This is a genomic window from Paraburkholderia translucens, assembly GCF_020881035.1.
Taxonomy (GTDB): domain Bacteria; phylum Pseudomonadota; class Gammaproteobacteria; order Burkholderiales; family Burkholderiaceae; genus Paraburkholderia; species Paraburkholderia translucens.
The window spans coordinates 135,296-155,284 of sequence record NZ_JAJITC010000005.1 but is presented as its reverse complement, the minus strand read 5'-3'; the positions used below and the strand labels follow the sequence as shown (position 1 = coordinate 155,284).

General features: G+C 62.8%; 21 protein-coding genes and 1 pseudogene. 6 read left to right on the top strand and 16 right to left on the bottom strand.

The genetic code is table 11. The annotated features are described in order from the left end of the window. Positions 1–3: 3 nt before the first annotated feature. The 4 genes from LJ655_RS10865 to LJ655_RS10850 all read right to left on the bottom strand — a co-directional run bounded on the left by LJ655_RS10865 (position 4) and on the right by LJ655_RS10850 (position 3,855). Positions 4–864: a branched-chain amino acid ABC transporter permease gene (locus LJ655_RS10865; protein WP_230561244.1), complete on the bottom strand. Its 861-nt coding sequence runs from the start codon at positions 862–864 to the stop codon at positions 4–6. A 96-nt stretch (positions 865–960) separates the two neighbouring features. Continuing rightward, positions 961–2,136, bottom strand: a complete 1,176-nt coding sequence (locus tag LJ655_RS10860) for an ABC transporter substrate-binding protein (protein WP_230561243.1) — start codon at positions 2,134–2,136, stop codon at positions 961–963. Between the two features lie 386 nt (positions 2,137–2,522). After that, a complete protein-coding gene (locus LJ655_RS10855) occupies positions 2,523–2,930 on the bottom strand; it encodes a hypothetical protein (protein WP_230561242.1) in 408 nt (135 codons plus the stop codon). Positions 2,931–3,018: 88 nt separating this feature from the next. Then, positions 3,019–3,855 (bottom strand): helix-turn-helix transcriptional regulator, encoded by an 837-nt coding sequence (locus tag LJ655_RS10850; RefSeq protein WP_230561241.1) that lies wholly within the window; start codon positions 3,853–3,855, stop codon positions 3,019–3,021. Positions 3,856–3,959: 104 nt separating this feature from the next. On the opposite strand from LJ655_RS10850, the gene LJ655_RS10845 reads away from it, so the two are divergent. Then, positions 3,960–4,865, top strand: coding sequence for an SDR family oxidoreductase (locus LJ655_RS10845; protein WP_230561524.1), 906 nt, complete (start codon positions 3,960–3,962; stop codon positions 4,863–4,865). Here LJ655_RS10845 and LJ655_RS10840 read toward each other — a convergent pair. Then, a complete protein-coding gene (locus LJ655_RS10840; RefSeq protein ID WP_230561240.1) occupies positions 4,844–5,215 on the bottom strand; it encodes a hypothetical protein in 372 nt (123 codons plus the stop codon). The two genes, LJ655_RS10845 and LJ655_RS10840, sit on opposite strands and share 22 nt — an antisense overlap. 1,195 nt (positions 5,216–6,410) lie before the next feature. Between LJ655_RS10840 and LJ655_RS10835 the strand changes: the two genes are divergently transcribed. The 3 genes from LJ655_RS10835 to LJ655_RS10825 all read left to right on the top strand — a co-directional run bounded on the left by LJ655_RS10835 (position 6,411) and on the right by LJ655_RS10825 (position 8,188). Next, positions 6,411–7,088, top strand: a complete 678-nt coding sequence (locus LJ655_RS10835) for a CsgG/HfaB family protein (protein WP_230561239.1) — start codon at positions 6,411–6,413, stop codon at positions 7,086–7,088. Positions 7,089–7,157: 69 nt separating this feature from the next. Further along, complete coding sequence (locus LJ655_RS10830; protein ID WP_425605799.1) at positions 7,158–7,508, top strand: DUF4810 domain-containing protein; 351 nt, start codon at positions 7,158–7,160, stop codon at positions 7,506–7,508. 14 nt (positions 7,509–7,522) lie between these two features. After that, positions 7,523–8,188 (top strand): DUF799 domain-containing protein, encoded by a 666-nt coding sequence (locus tag LJ655_RS10825; protein WP_230561237.1) that lies wholly within the window; start codon positions 7,523–7,525, stop codon positions 8,186–8,188. A gap of 228 nt (positions 8,189–8,416) precedes the next feature. Here LJ655_RS10825 and LJ655_RS10820 read toward each other — a convergent pair whose 3' ends face one another. The 7 genes from LJ655_RS10820 to paaA all read right to left on the bottom strand — a co-directional run bounded on the left by LJ655_RS10820 (position 8,417) and on the right by paaA (position 14,515). Then, the gene (locus LJ655_RS10820; protein ID WP_230561236.1) at positions 8,417–9,058 is read right to left on the bottom strand and encodes a TVP38/TMEM64 family protein; all 642 of its coding nucleotides are present in this window, start codon (positions 9,056–9,058) and stop codon (positions 8,417–8,419) included. A 379-nt stretch (positions 9,059–9,437) separates the two neighbouring features. After that, a complete protein-coding gene (locus LJ655_RS10815; protein WP_230561523.1) occupies positions 9,438–10,403 on the bottom strand; it encodes a universal stress protein in 966 nt (321 codons plus the stop codon). A 278-nt stretch (positions 10,404–10,681) separates the two neighbouring features. After that, positions 10,682–11,770, bottom strand: coding sequence for a 1,2-phenylacetyl-CoA epoxidase subunit PaaE (paaE, locus tag LJ655_RS10810; RefSeq protein WP_230561235.1), 1,089 nt, complete (start codon positions 11,768–11,770; stop codon positions 10,682–10,684). Between the two features lies 1 nt (position 11,771). After that, complete coding sequence (gene paaD / locus LJ655_RS10805; protein ID WP_230561234.1) at positions 11,772–12,347, bottom strand: 1,2-phenylacetyl-CoA epoxidase subunit PaaD; 576 nt, start codon at positions 12,345–12,347, stop codon at positions 11,772–11,774. A 7-nt stretch (positions 12,348–12,354) separates the two neighbouring features. Next, entirely contained in the window at positions 12,355–13,176 is an 822-nt protein-coding gene (paaC, locus tag LJ655_RS10800; protein WP_230561233.1) for a 1,2-phenylacetyl-CoA epoxidase subunit PaaC, read from the bottom strand. A gap of 8 nt (positions 13,177–13,184) precedes the next feature. Next, complete coding sequence (gene paaB, locus LJ655_RS10795; protein ID WP_230561232.1) at positions 13,185–13,469, bottom strand: 1,2-phenylacetyl-CoA epoxidase subunit PaaB; 285 nt, start codon at positions 13,467–13,469, stop codon at positions 13,185–13,187. A 47-nt stretch (positions 13,470–13,516) separates the two neighbouring features. Further along, the gene (gene paaA / locus LJ655_RS10790) at positions 13,517–14,515 is read right to left on the bottom strand and encodes a 1,2-phenylacetyl-CoA epoxidase subunit PaaA (RefSeq protein ID WP_230561231.1); all 999 of its coding nucleotides are present in this window, start codon (positions 14,513–14,515) and stop codon (positions 13,517–13,519) included. 389 nt (positions 14,516–14,904) lie between these two features. Here paaA and LJ655_RS10785 point away from each other — a divergent pair, with 389 nt between their 5' ends. After that, positions 14,905–15,624 carry a response regulator gene (locus tag LJ655_RS10785; protein ID WP_230561230.1) on the top strand — a complete coding sequence of 240 codons (720 nt, stop codon included), beginning with the start codon at positions 14,905–14,907 and terminating at the stop codon, positions 15,622–15,624. Positions 15,625–15,761: 137 nt separating this feature from the next. On the opposite strand, the pseudogene LJ655_RS30350 reads toward LJ655_RS10785, so the two are convergent. Next, positions 15,762–15,863, bottom strand: a pseudogene (locus LJ655_RS30350) (tryptophan--tRNA ligase); the annotation flags it as partial. 127 nt (positions 15,864–15,990) lie between these two features. Between LJ655_RS30350 and LJ655_RS10780 the strand changes: the two are divergent. Continuing rightward, complete coding sequence (locus LJ655_RS10780) at positions 15,991–16,758, top strand: 3',5'-cyclic-nucleotide phosphodiesterase (protein ID WP_230561229.1); 768 nt, start codon at positions 15,991–15,993, stop codon at positions 16,756–16,758. 264 nt (positions 16,759–17,022) lie between these two features. Here LJ655_RS10780 and LJ655_RS10775 read toward each other — a convergent pair whose 3' ends face one another. The 3 genes from LJ655_RS10775 to LJ655_RS10765 form a co-directional block, all read right to left on the bottom strand. Then, entirely contained in the window at positions 17,023–17,817 is a 795-nt protein-coding gene (locus LJ655_RS10775; RefSeq protein WP_230561228.1) for an IclR family transcriptional regulator, read from the bottom strand. Between the two features lie 121 nt (positions 17,818–17,938). Beyond that, positions 17,939–18,961 (bottom strand): 4-hydroxy-2-oxovalerate aldolase, encoded by a 1,023-nt coding sequence (gene dmpG / locus LJ655_RS10770; protein WP_230561227.1) that lies wholly within the window; start codon positions 18,959–18,961, stop codon positions 17,939–17,941. Between the two features lie 14 nt (positions 18,962–18,975). Next, on the bottom strand, positions 18,976–19,917 hold the full coding sequence (locus LJ655_RS10765) for an acetaldehyde dehydrogenase (acetylating) (RefSeq protein ID WP_268991401.1): 942 nt from the start codon (positions 19,915–19,917) through the stop codon (positions 18,976–18,978). Positions 19,918–19,989: the final 72 nt, after the last annotated feature.

The window sequence follows — 19,989 nt, the reverse complement described above, 5'->3', positions numbered from 1 at the left end:
GCTTCATTTGCCCCCCGCCCTGACGAATAGACCTTGTGGCCGCCACATCAGGGTGATGATCATGACGCCGTAAATGATGAACGCCCCGAGATCGGGGATGTAGTACTTGCCCGCCACGTCGGCGATGCCGAGCAGCAGCGAGGCCAACAGCGGACCAGTCAGCGAGGTCGTGCCGCCTACCGCGACCACGACCAGGAAATAGATCATGAACTTGAGCGGGAAGATCGGATCCAGGCCGAGCATGTTCGCGCCCAGCGCGCCCCCGAGTCCGGCGAGGCCGGACCCGAAGGCGAAGGTGGTGAGAAACACGAAGTTGATGTTGATGCCGAGGCCGCTCGCCGCGCGCGGATCATCCACCGATGCACGCAGCCGGCTGCCGAAGCGGGTTTTGGTCAGGATCAGCTGGAGCGCGATGACGAGTACCACGCACACGAGGATCACGAACAACCGGTAGTGACCGATGCCGATGCCGGCGAACACCGTGCGGCCCTGGAGCCATTGCGGCAGGTTCAGGAACTGCTGGGTCGAACCCATGAAGTAGTCGACCGTCGCGATGGCCATGAAAGTCAGGCCGATCGTGAACAGCACCTGATTGAGCTCGGATTGCCCGTAGACCCGCTTGTAGAGCGTACGTTCGAGGATGCCGCCAAGTACGGCGGACACGACGAACGCAAGGGGCAACGCGCAGAGGAAGGGGACGCCCAGACGCGACATGGCGAGCACGGTGGCGTAGCCGCCCACCATGGCGAAGGCACCGTGCGCCAGGTTGACGAAATTCATCAGCCCCAGTGTGATGGCAAGACCGCTCGCCAGCACGAACAGAAGCATGCCGTAGGCAATACCGTCGAAGAGAATGGTCAACATGAATTTTTAACACCGAAACGCCGCGCCCCTGGCAGTGCGAGGGGCGCGGCGGGCAAGCCGGAGTATCGGGACACCGCCTGATCAGCTTTGACGAGATTATTTGATCTTGGCCGGATCCTTGACGGCATCGACTTCGTCGAAAGACACGTTGAACAACTGGCTGTTCACGCGTTCCGTGCGGGTGATGTACACGTTCTGGATCATTTCACGCGTCTGCGCATCGAGCTCGACCGGGCCGCGCGGGCTGTTCCATTTCTGCCCCTTCATGGCCGCCAGCAGCTTGTCGCCGCTGGTGTCGCCCTTGGTGGCTTGCAGCGCCGCGTAGATCAGGTGCATGCCGTCATAGGCGCCGACGCTGTGGAAGTTCGGGCGCATGCCCGGGTTGGCCTTCTCGAAAGCCGCGACGTAGGCGCGGTTCTCGGGATTGTCGAGCGCAGCCGTGTAGTGCATTGATGTCACGGTGCCCAACGCCACGTCACCCATGGCGTTCAGGATGTCGTCGTCCACCACGTCGCCGGTACCGATCAATTTGATGCCCTGTTTGGCGAGGCCCCGCTCGGCGAACTGCTTCATGAACACGGCGCCGGCACCCGACGGCACGAAGATGAACAGCGCGTCAGGCTTGATGTCGGCGACCTTCTGCAGGAACGGCGAAAAGTCCGGGTTGGCGACCGGCACGCGCAGTTGCTCGACGACGTTGCCGCCCTGCGCTTCGAACACCTTCTTGAAGGAGTTCTGCGCGTCGATGCCGGGACCGTAGTCGGCCACCAGCGTAGCCACTTTTTTGATGCCGTTTTTCGGCGCCCAACGGGCGATGCCCAGCGTGTTTTGCGGCAGCGTGAAGCCCGAGCGCACGATGTAAGGCGACTGCTCCGTGACCATCGCGGTGGCCGCGGCCATCACGACCATCGGCACCTTCGCCTGGGTCGCGAGCGGTGCGGCGGCGAGAGCGAGCGGCGTCAACCCGAAGCCGGCCAGTACGGAGACGTGGTCCTTGACGATCAGCTCCTGCGCGAGGCGCTTGGTGGTGTCCGGGACGTTGGTGTCGTCCTTCAGGATGACCTGGATCTTCTTGCCCGCGACCGTGTCGCCGTGTTGGGCCATGTACAGCTTGACCGCCGCATCGATCTGGCGTCCCGTGGAAGCGAACGGGCCGCTCATCGGAACGATGAGCCCGATCTTGACCACATCGTCCGCATGGGCGACCACGCTCGAACCCGCCAGCATGAGTGCGGCCGCGGCTTTCAGCAAAGTGCGCTTTTTGTTTTGCATTCGATTTCCTTGCTAGTAACCCACGTAACAACGATTGAGAATCGGACCGCTCGTTCCTTTCTGTGAGAACACGGTGAGCGGGATCCGGCGTAACGGTTTGCACACCCGAAGCCGGGGTTCGGCTGGTCGGTCAGGGGTAGGGGCGGCCACGGCGTACGCCGCGCTGAGTCCGCCAGTGGCTATTGGCCCTGCTGAATCTTTTCGCGGGGACGGTCGACGGGATGGACGTAGCCGTGACGGGACCGGCGCGCTCGCGCGAGGACCCGTGTTAGAGCAGGTCGGACGGATAAGGCGCTGACGTCGATCATCTTGCATCCGAACATTTTTTGTCCCCTCTACGGAGGTCTCCCGATTGTGGTCCGCTCGCTTCTTTGCCGCAGAAGACGTCACGCGCCGTCTCGCGCGACTTCGATTGCAACGGATGGCGGCATGATGGTTATAGTTCGTCGCCCGCCGTGCGCACCCAGCACGATAAGCACGCGCGCCGCGGGTTGAAAGAGCGGGTTAACCACATACGCATTATTCCGCTTGCATCGCGTATTGCCGGACGAACCTCGCGGGCGGGGCATCGGTGGGGCTTCTGAGGGTCCTTCGCGTCCGTCCCAATAACCAGATTCGATACCCGCGAATGGAAATCGCAACCCTGTTATGGCGTCGCTGATGACGCAGCCGTTGTCATTCACGATCAGGCTGTCGAGCCGAAACAGAAAGTTCGGCGCCTCCTGCTCCCTGACTGCGACGCGAATTTGCCGAGCCGGCAATAGTAAAGAGTTGCACGGCTTCGTCGAGGACATGAGCCGAATCGACCAGCCGCTGCGAGGTGGCCACCGCTTGCTCCACGAGCGCGGCGCTCCATCTGGAGCGCGCCGGGATGTCGATCGATCAGCGCACTAACGGCGATAACCCAGCGACGGCGCTGCGAATGCGCATTGCGATTTGCCCGTCGAGCGGTGTGTACACGAGCATGCTGAGGTCTGGCCGGCCATCGACAGCGAACAGTGAATACTCCATGTCGATGGCCCCGAGTTGGGGATGCAAAAGACGCTTAACGTGCTCGACTTCGCTATGGCTGAATACCTGGTTTTCACGCCACATACGCTCGAAATCCGGGCTCGTGCGGCACAGATCATCCACCATGTCGCCCACTTCGGAAGCGAGCCCGGCGCGTGCAACGTCCGCGCGGAACGTCCCCACGACGAAGCGCGCGACGCTCTCCCAATCGTGCTGTCTGGCCCGGACGGCCGGGTCGCCGAACAGGAAACGGAGGATGTTGCGCTGGCCCGGCGGCAGCGTGCTGTAGTCGGTGAGCACGATAGCTGCGGCACGATTCCACGCCATGACGTCCCAGGTCGCCGTCTTGATGATCGACGGGCTGGCGTCGAGCGAATCGAGCACGCGCTGCAACCGCGGGTCCACTCCATCGGTTGACTGGTAGCGCACCTCCGGCGGTCGCCCGAGGCCCAGCATGAAAAGATGCTCGCGCTCGGTATTCGTCAGCATCAGCGCGGCACAGATGCGCTCGAGCACCGCGGCGGATGGCGCGCCGCCACGCCCCTGCTCGAGCCATGTGTACCACGTCGAGCTGATATTCGCGCGCTGGGCCACTTCTTCCCGGCGCAGTCCGGGCGTACGCCTGCGGCCAGAGAACCCGAAGCTGGCCGGATCGAGCCGCGTGCGGCGGCTGCGCAGAAAGTCCCCGAGAGTCTGGGCAGTGTTCACTGGGATGATTAACCTGTTAGTCGCTTTACCGGGATAAGCTCACTACTTCAATAGCATAGTGAATGATCGCATAGTGCGCGGGTGGCTATCGTGGAGACTTGACCATGCGAATCTTTCTAACGGGCGCAACCGGGTTTATCGGCTCGGCTTTGGTGCCCGAACTTATCGAGGCCGGGCACCAGGTTATTGGCATGACCCGGTCGGACCAGGGCGCGCGGGCGTTGAGCGCAGCGGGCGCTGACGTCCATCGCGGCACGCTCGAAGACACCGACACCCTGCGCGCCGGCGCCGCAACGGCAGATGCGGTTATCCACCTTGCTTTCGATCACGATTTCTCGCACTTCGTGGAGAACTGCGAGAAGGACAAGCGCGCGATCGCAGCACTTGGCTCAGCGCTGGCCGGCTCGGATCGTCCGCTTCTCATCACGTCAGGCACGGGCGTTGGCAGCCGCGATGACGGGCTGCCGGCCACGGAGGATGTGTTCAACACCGATCACCCGAACCCGCGCATCGGATCGGAACTGGCCGGCAATGCGCTGCTGGAGGCCGGCGTCAACGTGTCTGTGATGCGCCTGCCGCAAGTGCACGACCCGTTCAGGCAAGGCCTTATCACGCCGCTTATCCAGATCGTGCGGGAGAAAGGCGTGTGTGCCTATGTGGAGGATGGCAGTAACCGCTGGCCTGCGGGGCATCTGTCGGATGTCGTGCGACTGTACCGGCTTGCGATCGAGAAGGGCGAACGCGGTGCACGCTATCACGCGGTCGGTGAAGAAGGCGTTAGCGCACGCGAGATTGCCGAGGCGCTGGGGCGGGGCCTGAAGGTGCCCGTCGTGTCGATCGCGCGACACGAAGCGCCGGAGTACTTCGGTTGGATGGCGATGTTCGCGGCGCTCGATATGCCGGCATCGAGTGCGCGGACGCAGGCGCGGTTGGGCTGGCAACCGACAGGTCCGACACTTCTCTCCGATCTGAACGAAGCGCGCTTCGTTCAGGCGTCGACGCACACCTGATGATCGCTGTCAGCCGGACGGCCGCAGTTTGGCGTCCGGCCGACGAAAGAATGAGCCTTGAGTTGTGCTACTGGAGTGCAAGCGTAGCTGCGGTAGAACGCCTCGTCGCTGCGCAAACAGATCGACGTCGTCGCGGCCGAAGCGTCCCGGCTTGTATCCGTTACCTCGTCGATTCCTGACCGGCGTTGGTTCGACGGGAGCTTCCGAGTGACTGGGCCGCTAACCGCAGTTCCGTACGAACCTTTCAGGGTCCCAGCCGCGCAGCCATTGTTCTGCGCCTGCGCCAGACCATTCAGCGACAGAAGTACGATCGCAGCCGCCGCCGCTTGTTTCACGGTACCGTTGCTCATTTCATTTCCTCTTCATAAGCAAACAGGGTTTTAAGCAATAAGGTCCCGGTTCTCGCGGCCGGATAATGTTGCTATTCCAACGGATTGCCACGTACCGAAGCCCAAGGAGAGTTCTTTAGTCAATGGATTTGCGCCACCAGGGCCAAGTATCGGGTGGGCGTCATGCCGATATGGGTTCTTCTTTTGAAAGCGATCCTGTCGGAGACAGGCAGCGGTCGCGGCGCCTGAGCGCCTGCCTGATGTGACCTTATAGGTCTGCGTCAGTAATTAGCTTCGTGGACGACTCTGTTATAGGTCTCACCCATGCGAAACACCCCGACAAATACAAGGTGCATTTCGCCACGAATCGATTTTCTTGCTAGGCACGCGCCTCCCGCCCGCGCGCAATCTTTTCGCGCGATTCGAAACAACGCATGGGGGTCGTTAGTGCGCCGCCGCCCCTGTTCTCTTTTCAAACAGAGGGAGCGCGCGCGAAGGCTCTCCTGAGACGTGTCTTGTAGCCGCATCTTCGCCAAACGTTTGCCTCTTCCGACCCGCACCGATCCCGCAGGATGTCCGTTCAAGAACCGGTCGCATGAATCGTAATATCGGAGATCCGCTGTTTTTGCGTCTTTACGGCGTTCCTCGACTCGTACCCGTCGATGTCCGCGAGAATGTCGCCGATGGCAACGCAGCGCCCGTTAGCCATCGGCATAAGCGCGTCGGGAGCATTTGGGTATGTCAATAGAGCCATAGATCAATACGGCACAAGGCTCACAGCGCATCGTTTTAGCGTTTCGCACGCACCTGATAAATCTGAAAAGCGCGCCAATGAAATCCGGCGCGTAAAAAATTGCGCATTTCCTAAAGTTTACGTTAAACCCGCCGATAGACACCGTGTGTAAGCTCGAGTGCAAGTTTAAATCGCGCGCTACACACCAAATAGGACTCGGGGGGCTTCCGCGCATACGCTCGCGCGAGAGAAGCGAGAATCTTGCGACACCGATGGAATAACCACACGCGCGCGGTGACGCACTGCGCCTTCTACGTTCGCGCGGTATCCACATACGCGCGGCTCGGACGCCTCACGCCTTGCGCGAACGCACCGCAGCCGCGCAGTGGCGCGTCTCGCCGCTCCCCATTCTCCTGCCGCTTTCGCTCGTGCGCTCCGCGCGCACGCTAACTGACGTTCTTGTTCCAACACCAAGGAAAATCCATGAAAGTGTCAAAAACCTGTGGCGCCATTATCGCCGCCGCCGCGATTGCAGCACTGGGCGGCTGTGCGACAGAGTCGTCGCATTCACTCCCGGTTGCGCCGGTCGCCAGCGCACAGCGCCCCCCAGTCGGCAAGGCCGTGCAGATCTCGGTCGGGAAGTTCGACAACCGGTCGAGCTATATGCGTGGCATTTTCTCCGACGGCGTCGATCATCTCGGCAGTCAAGCCAAGACCATTCTGGTCACGTCGCTGCAACAGAGCGGCCGTTTCAATGTGCTTGACCGCGACAACCTTGCCGAAATCCGCCAGGAGGCAGGCTTCACCAAAAAGGCGCAGGCGATCAAGGGCGCGAATTTCGTCATCACCGGTGACGTCACCGAATTCGGCCGCAAGGAAGTCGGCGATCACCAACTATTCGGGATTCTTGGCAGCGGCAAGAACCAGATCGCATACGCGAAGGTCAGCATCAACGTCGTCGATACGACGACTTCGGAAGTCGTTGCCTCGGCGCAAGGCGCGGGCGAGTACAGCCTTTCAAATCGCGAAATCATCGGATTCGGCGGCACCGCGAGCTACGACTCGACGCTCAACGGCAAGGTCCTCGACCTCGCGATCCAGGAAGCCGTCAACCATCTAGCCGAACAGGTCGACGCGGGCGCATTGCGCACCTCCCCCTGAGCGCGCGTCGTCAGCGTTCCTCGCTCAAGAACCAACGACCACTACGGAGTTTTCATGAAATACACCGGCATGCTTCGGGGACTTTGCCTGCCCGCCACGGCAGCGATGCTGCTGCTCTCGGGCTGCGCGAACACCACGCCGACGCTCTACCAGTGGACCGGCTACCAACCCGGCGTCTACGATTACCTGAAGGGCGAAAAGGGTCCGCAGGAACAGATCGATGCGCTCGAGAAGGCGCAACAGCAAATCCGTGCGAAGGGCAACACGCCGCCGCCCGGCTTCCATGCGCAACTGGGCATGCTGTACGCGAACGTCGGTAACGACACGCAAGCCATGCAGGAATTCGCCTTCGAGAAGCAGCTTTTCCCGGAGGCGGCGACCTACATGGACTTCCTGATGAAGAAACCGAAACAACAATAAGTGAGCGTACCGATATGTCCAGAATATCTTCTCTCAAGCTCTGGCTGGCGCTGTCCGTGCTCGCGTTGCTCGCTGCTTGCGCGCAGCCCGTGAAGCACCTTGATTACACGGCGTTCAAGCATGCGCTTCCGCGTTCGATCCTCGTGCTGCCGCCTGATAACACGACCACGGATGTGAATGCGTCGAACAGCATGCTCTCGCAGATGACGATGCCCCTCGCCGAAGCGGGCTACTACGTGATCCCGGTCGCCGTGATGGAGGAAACCTTCAAGCAGAATGGCATCACGACGGCGGGTGATATCCAGCAGACGTCGCCGGCGAAGCTGCGCGAGATCTTCGGCGCGGATGCGGTCCTGTACTCGACGATCACGCAATACGGCACGCAGTATCGCGTGCTGGCCAGCGCGACGGTGGTCACGGCGTCGGCGAAACTCGTCGATCTGAAGAGCGGCGAGGTGCTCTGGCACGGCGCCGCCACGGCGAATAGCGAAGAAGGCAGCAACAACGGCGGCGGCGGCCTGATCGGCATGCTCGTGATGGCAGCGGTCAAGCAGATCGCGAATTCGCTCACGGACAAGAGCCACGATATTGCCGGTATCACGAGCTATCGTCTGCTGCACGCGGGTCCGCCGATGGGCCTGCTCTACGGTCCGCGCTCGCCAAAGTACGGCACGGACTAAGCGGCGTTCGCACATGCGACGAGTCTCGCCGAGGCGTTTGCATCGGCGAGCTCGAGCGCCAATTCGCGAATACACGCACACACCGCGCAAACAAAAAGGCTCGTCACCGAGAGGTGACGAGCCTTTTTGTTTGCCGCTTCGAACTGCATCGCGGCTCTGTCCGGCCACAAGTCCCCAGTCGATCGGCCTCGTGAGCGGTGCGTCGTCGCGCATGCGGCGTCGTGTCGTTCAATGCTCCGTGGTGTGGCTCTGGTCTCCATGCCCGGGCCGCTTCAGCGATCGGCGCCAGACCAGCTTGCGTTGTTCGAGGAGCATCTTCCAGTCGAGTTTCATGAGTATGTACACGAGCCCCAGCAAGACCAGTTGCGTGACCACGAAGTAGCCGCTGAGGTAGCCACCTTCGAACTGCACTTCCGGATCGATGCGTGCGGATACCAACCGGCCAAGATGTGCCCAGATCGCGTAGCTCACCGTACGGCCGACGAAGAATGCCGCGCCGATGACTCTGAGCGGAAGCCCCGAAAGTCCGTAGGCAATGAAGAGATAGTTCGAAGGAAAGGGGCTCAGCGCATAGAAGAAAAACGCGCCGACGGTCATCGTCTTGTGCTTCTCGAGCCACACTTTCACCACGTCGATGTTTTGCCGGTCCGATTCGCGCATCAGCCGTCCGCGCACGAGCGATCGCGCAAAGGTGGCCAGAATCAGCCGGCCGAGGGTCGCCGCGCTGGCGGCGACGATGGCAAAGACGAACGGGTTGCCCTCCGGAACATTGAAGCCGATCCATGACATGGCCATCCATGTCGGTGGCGCAAACGCCGGCATGACATTGATCAGCAACACGACGGCGAACAGGATTGCCAGTGTCGTCACGATGGACCTCCCGGCCGTTGGGGCTCAAGCTTTCCATCCGGCTTCGGGGCGTTCTCGCCGCCAGGCTGCATCAAGTGCGCGCGACGCACAACCGTCCATAGGCGGGTTCAATCCGCGCGAGTTGCATCGACTACCAGGCGCGTCTTCGGGATACGACTCGGACACATGGCTGGTCATGCTTGTCACGAGGGGATCGTTGCGGGCCGAATGGTGATGTGAGAACCATATATCTCCGGGTATTGGATAGTCAAATCGTCGGTTCGGTCACGCTGCGGTAGCGAATAGGTTCGGGCCTTCGCGGAGCCGCGTGTTTCGCTACAACGTTGACCCATTCCCCCTTTAATGCGGGCGTATGAGGGAAGAATTCGATTCCGTTCATTCAGGATGAAGAATTCGGTCTTGGTCGCGCCAGAAGAAGTGGGGTGTGAGTGATGCGCGCGGTTCTCTCAGCGACGCTTCCGATCAACCAGCGGGCGAGACCTCGTCGGCCATGGGTGCCGACGACCAACAGGTCAGCATGCCACCGTCGGGCTTCGCGGACAATTGCATGGGGTACGTCATCGTTTGAGACTTTCGTTTTGACAAGCCCGCTTTCGACGTGATTGGGCAGATTGGCGAAGACGCCCGCGGCGGCCGCAAGCGTGTTTTCTCCTTCTTCCTTGAACGAGTCCTCGAGGACATGAATCGGCACAAAGTCAGTCAGCCGAACCGCGCGATCGATGACATAGACTGCTCGAAGGCTCGACTCAGGCGCGGCAAACAGCAGGCCGAACCGCAACGCATCCAGAGAAAACCGGCTTCCATCAAGCGCGAACAGGATCCGGCGCGGAAACGCGTGTATCTCGGCTTCATAGTTTGCAGGCACAACGAGGATCGAGCACGCGGCCCGAGTTGTGACGAATTCCGACACCTTTCCCTCGACCCAGCGCAGCAAGCCATGATGTTGACGCGCCCCCACGACAAGCAAGTCCGCTTGCCATTCGCTTGCGGCATCGATCAAGGCGTTCGCGGTGTCCCCGCCTGTCCTTGAAAGCTCGAGCACCCGAACGTCAACATTGACATTGACCTGCACGAAGATCTCTTTCACGCGTTCGACCGCTGTGCTGGCGTCGCGAAGCAATTCTGCACGCGCGGTCTGGAGTTCGGCGTCTGTACGCGATCCGAGGGGCACGAGGACACGAGGATTCTCCGCCACGCTGACGATACGAACCTCCACGCCCGGTACCGTCATATAGCGTATATAGGCCGCCGCACGGGCTGCCACGGATGACGAATCGACCGCGATCAGTATCCGCTTGATTCCGGAAGGGGCAGTGCTGTTTGCGCTCGCTGAAGTTGTCACGATCTGCTCTCCGCGCAACGCGAAGGTGTCTCGCTGTTGCCTATGGCTGATTTTTTGGGCTTTGCGATCGACGTCATTAACAAATCGAAGTATAGGTTACACGCTTCGATGATCGTTGCAAGAACAAATGGGAATTGACGCAGCGCCAGCCAATCGTCGTGTCATGGATTTCAGCCGAGCACGAGAACCCACTCAATGCATGAATCGGCACTGCGTCAAGGTCATCTGCTCGAACATCCTTCAGTAGACCTGCATAACGTCAAGATGGAATAGGAATGGCATCACCGTTCGTCGTAACTGACGACGACCCTGTCGCTGACCGGATGGCACTGGCACGTCAGCACGAACCCGTCGCGGATCTCGTGCTCTTCGAGCGTGTAGTTCGTGTCCATCTTCACTTCGCCCTCCAGCACCTTGGCGCGACAGGTGCAGCACACGCCGCCCTTGCACGCATAGGGCAGCGCGAGCCCGGCGCGCAGCCCGACGTCGAGCACGCTCACGCCCTGATACGGCAGGCGCAGCCTGCGCCGCTTACCGTCGAGCACGATTTCGAGGTCGGCCGCGGGGGTGTCCGCGGTGATCTCGACGGGCGGCACGCCCGCCTGCGGCAGCGGCGTGCCGAAGCGCTCGACGTGCACCCTCGCGGGCGGCACACCGGCCGCTTTCAGCGCGGCCTCGGCGGCGTCCATCATCGGCGCGGGGCCGCAGATGAACACCTCGTCGATCGCGTCGGGCGGCAGCAACTGCTCGAGGAACGCCGCGCACTTGGGCTCATCGAGCACGCCATTAAAGAGCTCCACGTCCTGCAGGTCGTCCGAGAGCACATGATAGAGCACGAAGCGGCTCATGAAGCGGTTCTTCAGGTCCTCGAGCTCCTCGGCGAACATGATCTGCTCGACGCTGCGGTTGCCGTACACGAGCGTGAAGGTGCTGCGCGGCTCGACTTCGAGCGTCGTCCTGATGATCGCGAGCACCGGCGTGATGCCCGAGCCGCCTGCGAACGCGAGGTACTGCTTGCCCTGGGCGGCGTTCAGGTGCGTGAAGAAGCGGCCGTCCGGTGTCATCACCTCGATCGTGTGGCCGGGCTGCAGCGTGTCGAACGCGAAGTTCGAGAAGCGCCCGCCGCGCACGCGCTTGATGCCGATGCGCAGCTCGCCGTCGCGATCGTAGTCGGTCACGCCCACGCAGATCGAATACGAGCGGCGCGTCTCCTCACCGTCGATATGCGTCCTGAGCGTGACGAACTGGCCCTGCGTGAAGCGGTACTGCTCGCGCAGCGCGGGCGGCACCTCGAAGGCAACCGTGACCGCATCGGCCGTTTCGGGGCGCACTTCGCGGATGCGCAGCGGATGGAATTGCGGGGTGGCCATATCAGTACGGTTTGAAGTAGTCGAAGGGTTCGCGGCAGTCGAGGCAGCGGTACAGGGCCTTGCAGGCCGTCGAGCCGAACTGCGCGAGCCGCTCGGTATGCGCCGAGCCGCAGCGCGGGCAGGCCGGTGCGGGCAGCGCGCGCGGAACGAAGCGCAGCGCCTGCTCGGGTGGCGCGGGGGGCGCGCCGGCGGCCGCGCCGCAGTCGCCTGTCGGCGGGGCGATGCCGTAGGCGCGCAGTTTCTCGCGGGCCGCCGCGGTGATCCAGTCGGTGGTCCAGGCCGGCGCGAGCACCGTGGCGACGCGGTAAGGCGCGAGCTGCGCGGCCTCGAGCGCGTGGCCGATGTCCGCGGCAATCTGCGCCATCGCCGGGCAGCCCGAGTAGGTCGGCGTGATCAGGACTTCGAGCACGCCGTCGGCGGCGCGTCGCACCTCGCGCAGGATGCCGAGCTCGCGGATCGAGACCACCGGGATCTCCGGGTCCGGCACCGCTTCGAGCACGCGCCAGGCGCGCGCGAGCGCGGGATCGGCTGGAGCAGCGGGGTCCGCAGTGGCGTGCAGGGCGGTCGGGGTCGTCATCGCGGGATCACCAGCTCGCGCCCGGATGCTGGCGCGCGAGGCTCTGCATTTCGGCCAGCACGAAGCCGAGGTGCTCGGAATGCTCGCCGTGCTTGCCCGTGCTCACGTGCTTCACCGGCTCGGGCAGCGCCAGCGTGGCGGCGTCGAGTGTGGCGCTCACGTCGGCGCGCCAGGCGGCCTCCAGCTCCGCGGTGCGCGGGCCGATGCCGGCCGCGGCGATGGCGTCTTCCACCGCGTCCGCGCTGAAGAACTCAGCCGTGTACGGCATCAGGTAGTCGAGCGCGGCCTGCGCGCGGCGGTGCGATTCGTCGGTGCCGTCGCCGAAACGGATCAGCCACTCGCGGGCGTGATGCACGTGGTACTGCGTTTCCTTGACCGACTTCGCGGCGATCGCGGCGAGCTGCGCGTCGGCGGAGCCCGTCAGCGCGCGCCACAGATGCAGCATCAGGGTGGCGTACAGGAAGTTGCGCACGATCGTTACGGCGTAGTCCTTTTGCGCCTGCGCGGTGGCGCTGAGCGGCCCGTAGTGCGGCAGCTCGGCGAGCGTGTAGCTGACAAATTCGCGCTCGGCGCGCAGGTACGCGTAGTCGTCCTCGCTGCGCGCGTGGCCGGTGAGCTGCTGCTCGAGCGCGCCCGCGTGCGTGTAGAGCAGCCGCGCCTGGCCGATCAGGTCCAGGCTCATGTTCGACAGCGCGATGTCCTCCTCGAGGATCGGGCCGTGGCCGCACCACTCGGTGTTGCGCTGCGCGAGGATCAGCACGGTGTCAGCCAGGCGCAGCACGTACTGCAGATGTTCGGGCATAGGGGGCGTAGTGGACGTGGTGAACATGGCCGCGCCTACATGTGGTTGACTTCGTCGGGCAGCGTGTAGAACGTCGGGTGGCGATAGATCTTGTCGCCCGCCGGTTCGAACAGCTCCGCCTTCTCCTGCGGCGCGGAGGCCGTGATCGCCGCGGACGGCACCACCCAGATGCTCACGCCTTCCTGGCGGCGCGTGTAGACGTCGCGCGCCATGCGCAGCGCCATCGGCGCGTCGGCCGCGTGCAGACTGCCGCAGTGCTTGTGGTCCAGTCCCTGCCTGCTGCGCACGAACACTTCCCAGAGTGGCCATTCCCTGTTCATTGCTGATCTCCTGATTGCCGGGTTTCGCGGATGTCCCGCAGCGCTGCTCAGGCGGCGTGCTGCTGCGCGCGCTGGCGCTGCTTCTGCGCGTGGGCAAGCGCCGCTTCGCGTACCCACGCACCGTCTTCATGGGCCTTCACGCGGGTGGCGAGGCGCTCGCGGTTGCACGGGCCGTCGCCGTTCACCACGCGCCAGAACTCGTCCCAGTCGATCTCGCCGTAGTCGTAATGGCCGCGCGCCGCGTTCCACTTCAGCGCCGCGTCGGGCAGCGTGACGCCGAGCACGCGCGCCTGCCCGACGGTCGCGTCGACGAACTTCTGGCGCAGATCGTCGTTGCTGATGCGCTTGATGCCCCATTGCGCCGACTGGTTGCTATGCACCGACTCCCGGTCGCTCGGGCCGAACATCATCAGCACCGGCCACCACCAGCGGTTCACCGCCTGCTGGACCAGCTCGCGCTGCGCGGCGGTGCCGGCCATCATCGTGAGCAGCGCATCGAACCCCTGGCGCTGATGGAACGACTCTTCCTTGCAGATGCGGATCATGGCGCGCGCATAAGGCCCGTACGTGCAGCGGCACAGCGGGATCTGGTTCATGATCGCCGCGCCGTCGACCAGCCAGCCGATCACGCCGACGTCGGCCCAAGTGGGCGTCGGATAGTTGAAGATGCTCGAATACCGGGCCTTGCCCGCATGGAGCGCGGCGATCAGTTGCTCGCGCGAGACGCCGAGCGTCTCGGCCGCGCTGTACAGGTACAGCCCGTGGCCGGCTTCGTCCTGTACCTTGGCGAGCAGGATCGCCTTGCGCTTGAGGCTCGGCGCGCGCGTGATCCAGTTGCCCTCGGGCAGCATGCCGACGATCTCCGAGTGCGCATGCTGGGAGATCTGGCGCACCAGCGTATTGCGGTATGCCTCGGGCATCCAGTCCTGCGGCTCGACCTTGCCGTCGGCGGCCATGAGCGCGTCAAAGCGCGCCTGTTCGGGGGAGTCCGCCTGGGCCTCGGGCGGGGTGGGCTGGCCGGGGATATCGAGGGATTGCGTGTACATGAGGGACGCTCTCTGGGCGGGCTAGTTGACGCAGTATAAACCAACCGACCGGTCGGTTAATAAAAAATTTACTGTCGGGGAATACGGTGGATAGCGTTTAACCTTGGAATTTCGTCGCGCGCGAACGTCTGCGCAAGGCTGAGAAGAACTCAACGCACTCGCGTGACAAGGCAAGGCAGCGGGATCCGCCAAGTCAAACCAAAGGTGATCCGATGTCACGCGCTACAGATGTTCAAAGCGCACCGCCTCGGGCCGAGCGGTCGCGATGTCAATGGCTTCCGACACGATGAGTTAAACGACTCATGCATTTGGCCAAGGAGAAGCGAGGGATCGCGTAGCGTGAAGGTAAACCCGCTGAGCGCATGCACCTTGCGGTAGCTATCATACTGATGTCCTATTTCAATGTTGTTGACAACATGGTCGCGTCCGAAATTCGGGTCATACTTGCTGATGACCACCCTGTCATGCTGAGCGGTATCGAACATGAGCTTGCAGAGGTGAGGACCATCCAGCTGGTAGGTACAGCCAGGAATTCGACTGAGCTGATCGCGCTTCTATCGAGCAAACAATGCGATGTCCTCGTATCCGATTACGCGATGCCTGCAGGCGAATACGGCGATGGAATTGCCCTGTTTTCGCTGATCAAGCGCCGGTATCCTGACATCAAGATTGTTGTCCTAACCATGCTGGACAACCCGGCGGTAATACGTGCGCTCGTGACGCAAGGCGTAACGTGCATCGTGAGCAAGTCCGATGCTGCCACCCACCTTATCCCCGCTGTTCATGCCGTCTACCATGGCGCCAAATACTATTCGCCGACGATCAACGAGATCGTTCAGTCGATAGACTGGAACCGCCGTGGCAGGGGCTCTTCGGACGTCCTGAGTCAGCGCGAGTCCGAAGTTGTGCGCCTTTTTGCATCGGGCCTGACAGTGAACGAGATTGCCGAGCGGTTGAGTCGCAGCAAAAAAACCATCAGCACTCAGAAAACGAAGGCAATGGAAAAACTCGGCATTGAACGAGAAATTGATCTGTTCCGATATGCATTGGAAAACGGAATGGTGAGTTCGTCGCAGAAGAAGTCGGACAGTCCTCCCTCCACAGAATGAGCACCGGAAGCGATCTTGCGCTTTTCAAAATGCATGAGCGCTCATGGGATGTCCGCGTTCCCGTGGCCCAGATGGTCACTCTGACGAGATCGCGCTTGCCAGGTGCAGTTCCGAGAACTTGACTTTCACAATCGCGTCAGTGACGGGAGTCGCTCGTATAGCGCCCGCTTGACCGCGCCATCGCCAAGTCCCCCGCGACGATAGTGCGATTTCGGTTCGTTCACTTTCTTGGCATGCGGTGTTGGAACGCCACCGGTTGCATGATGCTCTTTACAGGTGCTACCAGGAGCGCATCATGGCGTTAGGGGAGTCGGCTGGCCACGGATCGGGATGGCATCACGACTTCCGACACCCATTGGACGTAGCATGAAAGTGCGTATTCTCGGCTGTAGCGGCGCCATTTGCGGCGCGGGCGGCGGCACCACGTCGCTGCTGGTGGACAACGACATTCTCATCGACGCGGGCACGGGCGTTGGCGAACTGAGCGTGGCCGAGCTGGCGCATATCGATCATGTGTTCATCACGCATTCGCACCTCGATCACACTGCGTTCCTGCCACTCATGGTGGACGCGGCCGCCGAACACCGTACGCAGCCGTTGACGGTGCACGCGTCGCAAGTCACGCTCGACATCCTTCACGCGCATCTGTTCAACAATCTGATCTGGCCGGACTTCACGGTCATCCCTTCGGCCGCGGCGCCGGGCGTGCGGTTTGCCGCGCTCGAAGTCGGCCACGGCACGAATCTGCGCGGGCGCACGCTAACCGCGCTACCTGCGCAGCATGCCGTGCCTGCGGTGGGATATGCGGTGGATAGCGGGGCGGGCAGCCTTGTTTTCAGCGGAGATACGACAACGAATCCGGGGTTCTGGTCCATTGTCAGCGCGATGCCGCGACTACGTCATGTGATTGTCGAGACGGCATACCCGGACGCGCATCGCGCGACGGCGGTCGCGGCGAGACATTACTGTCCGAGCCTGCTCGCCGCGGATTTACGTGATGTCTCGTTCGATGCCGAACTGCTGATTTCGCATCTCAAGCCAGCGTACGCGGCGCAGATCATGCAGGAACTCGACGCCGCGCTGCACCGTTTCGACCCGCATCCGCTCGACGCTGGAAGAGTGTTCGTGTTGTGAGGTCTGGATCCGCGGCAGGTTGGAACCCGGCTGAACATTTCGCTTTCCGTTGCCGTCGCGAACGAAGTGTTCGCCGGTCGGATTGGTTTGGAACTGTCGGCGCCGCTGGACGAAACGCTCGTCTCGCTCAGGCGTATCCGCGGGATTGGCGAATGGAAAATTCAGTACATCGCCATGCGCTCGCTGCATGCGCGATTGTCCTCTTCGGAACGGCCTTGGCGAGCGGAAACCTCAGGTCGGTGCCAGCCTGCACCGATCCCGGTGCTACCGCCTCGCGACGAATTTCCGATCCACAGCCAAGCCGCCAATCTTTTCGCTGATCGACTCCGCGACGCGGCGTACCACCGGAATCAGAGTTCGCAGTTGCGCTTTGTCTGTGTAGTCCGTCGTCCCCGTGACACTGATTGCCGCCACGATTTGACCGCTGGCATCCCGGATGGGCGCCGAGACGCAGCAAATGCTCGGGGCGTCTTCTTCGAGGTCGAAGGCATAGCCGCCCACAGCATACTTGCGCATGGCGGCGAGCCAGGCATCAAGCGGAACATGCACGTTGCCCCGCTTTTCATCGTATGCGTAGCGGTGTCTCCACTGGTCTTCATTCTCATCGAGAATCAGAGCCTTTCCCACGCCGGTCGAGCAGACCGGCTTGCGGCCGCCGATGCGGGAATTGACGCTGATCGGGCGCTGCCCACCGATCTTGTCGAGGTAAATGATCTCGTCGCCGTCGAGTTGGGCGAGGTGAATGGTGTCCTTGGTCTGCTCGGCCAGCTCTTCCATCCCCGCCCGCGCACTGCGAGTGAGATCGGAATCGCGGTAGGCGGCGAAACCGAGCTCCAGGAGCCGGGCGCCCAGCCGGTACCCTCGCCGGGGCTCGAATTGAAGGTAGCGGGCCTGCACCAGAGCCGACGCGAGCCGGTGCGTCGTGCTGAACGGCAGGCCGGTGTGGTCCGCAATGTCCTGCACGGTCTGGTAGCCGGCCTCGACGGCATCGACCACGTCCAGTCCGCGGAAAAGCGTCTGGCTGGAGAGGGTGGAGGTGGGACGGGAGGTTTTGGTCATGCCGACAAGTGTAACGCCGCCAGAGTCTCCTTGCGGCCGCTGCGGACGCTGGTGCGACTGAACAATACATGCGTGACGCCCAAGCGGTCATAGCGTTCGAGCGCCACGGTTATGCGGCAAGTTATGCTTTGTTCAGCAGGTCCAGCGCGACGTCGACGATCATGTCTTCCTGGCCGCCGACCATGCGGCGCTTGCCAAGCTCCACCAGAATGTCGACCGTCTTGATGCCGTACTTCTTCGCGGCGACTTCGGAATGGCGCAGGAAGCTCGAATACACGCCGGCATAGCCCAGCGCCAAGGTCTCGCGGTCGACACGCACCGGGCGGTCCTGAAGCGGGCGGACGAGTTCGTCGGCGGCGTCCATCAGCGCGTAGAGGTCGGTGCCGTGGTCCCAGCCCATGCGCTCGGCAGCGGCGATGAAGACTTCCAGCGGCGCGTTGCCGGCGCCGGCGCCCATGCCAGCCAGGCTGGCATCGATGCGGTCGCAGCCCTCCTCGACGGCGACGATGGAGTTGGCCACGCCCAGCGACAGGTTGTGGTGCGCGTGCATGCCGGTTTGGGTCGACGGGTCGAGCACGGCCTTCAGAGCGCGGAATCGCGCGCGCACGTCGTCCATGTTCAGCGCGCCGCCGGAGTCGACCACGTAGATGGTGGTCGCGCCGTAGCTTTCCATTTTCTTCGCCTCGACCGCCAGGTTCTCCGGCGTGGTCATGTGGCTCATCATCAGAAAGCCGACCGTGTCCATTCCGAGTTCGCGGGCGCGCTCGATGTGCTGCCGTGAGACGTCGGCCTCGGTGCAGTGCGTGGCCACGCGGACGATGCGCGCGCCAGCCTTGTAAGCGTTGTCCAGGTCGTGGATGGTGCCGATGCCGGGCAGCAGCAGCGTGGCGATCTGGGCGTGCGAGATCTCACCGGCCACGGCTCCGATCCACTCGAGGTCGGTGTGGGCGCCAAAGCCGTAGTTGAAGCTGGAACCCTGCAGGCCGTCGCCGTGGGCCACCTCGATGGAGTCGACGCGGGCCTTGTCGAGCGCGCGGGCGATGTCCTTGACATTCTGGATCGAGTACTGGTGACGGACGGCGTGGCTGCCGTCGCGCAGCGTCACGTCGGAAATGTAGAGCTTCTTGTTGGGTTTGAAGGGCATAGCGGGGTGTCTCCTCAAGCGGTCAGTGCGGCCTGCGCCATGCGCTCGGCGGTGGCAAGGGCGGCGGAAGTCATGATGTCGAGATTGCCGGCGTAGGCGGGCAGGTAATGGGCGGCGCCCTCCACTTCCAGGAACACGGAGGTCTTCAGACCGCTGAACTTGCCGAGACCGGGGATGTTCAGCGGGGCGCTGGCCGGGATCTCGTCGAATTGCACCCTCTGCTTGAGGCGGTAGCCGGGCACGTACTGCTGCACGGCGGCGGCCATTTCCTCGATGGAGGCTTCCACCTCGGCCCGGTTCGCGGCGGCGCTCAGCACATAGACGGTGTCGCGCATGATCAGCGGCGGCTCGGCCGGGTTCAGCACGATGATGGCCTTGCCCTTCGCCGCGCCGCCGATCACCTCGATCGCCTTCGAGGTCGTCTCGGTGAACTCGTCGATGTTGGCGCGCGTGCCCGGGCCAGCCGACTTGCTGGAGATCGACGCCACGATCTCGGCGTAGTGGACCTTCGCCACGCGCGACACCGCCGCAACCATGGGGATCGTCGCCTGGCCGCCGCAGGTGACCATGTTGACGTTCAGGGCGTCGAGGCGGTCATCCAGGTTGACCACCGGGACGCAGTACGGGCCGATTGCCGCCGGAGTCAGGTCGATCATGCGAATGCCCGGCTTGACTTCTCGCAGGCGGGCGTCGTTCTTCACGTGGGCACCAGCGCTGGTGGCGTCGAACACGATGTCGATCTCGGCGAAGTTCGCCAGCTTGATCAGGCCTTCCACGCCTTCATGCGTGGTCGCCACACCCATGCGGGCGGCGCGTGCGAGCCCGTCGGAAGCCGGGTCGATGCCGACCATCGCGCCCATTTCGAGGTGCTTGCCATTGCGCAGGATCTTGATCATCAGATCCGTGCCGATATTGCCCGATCCGATGATCGCGGCCTTGAGTTTTCTTGTCACCAATTGAGCCTCCTTTGGGGGGCGTGTTGCTGCCGGCCCTTGTGTTTTCCGGGGAATGAGTGGTCTTGCGCGGTT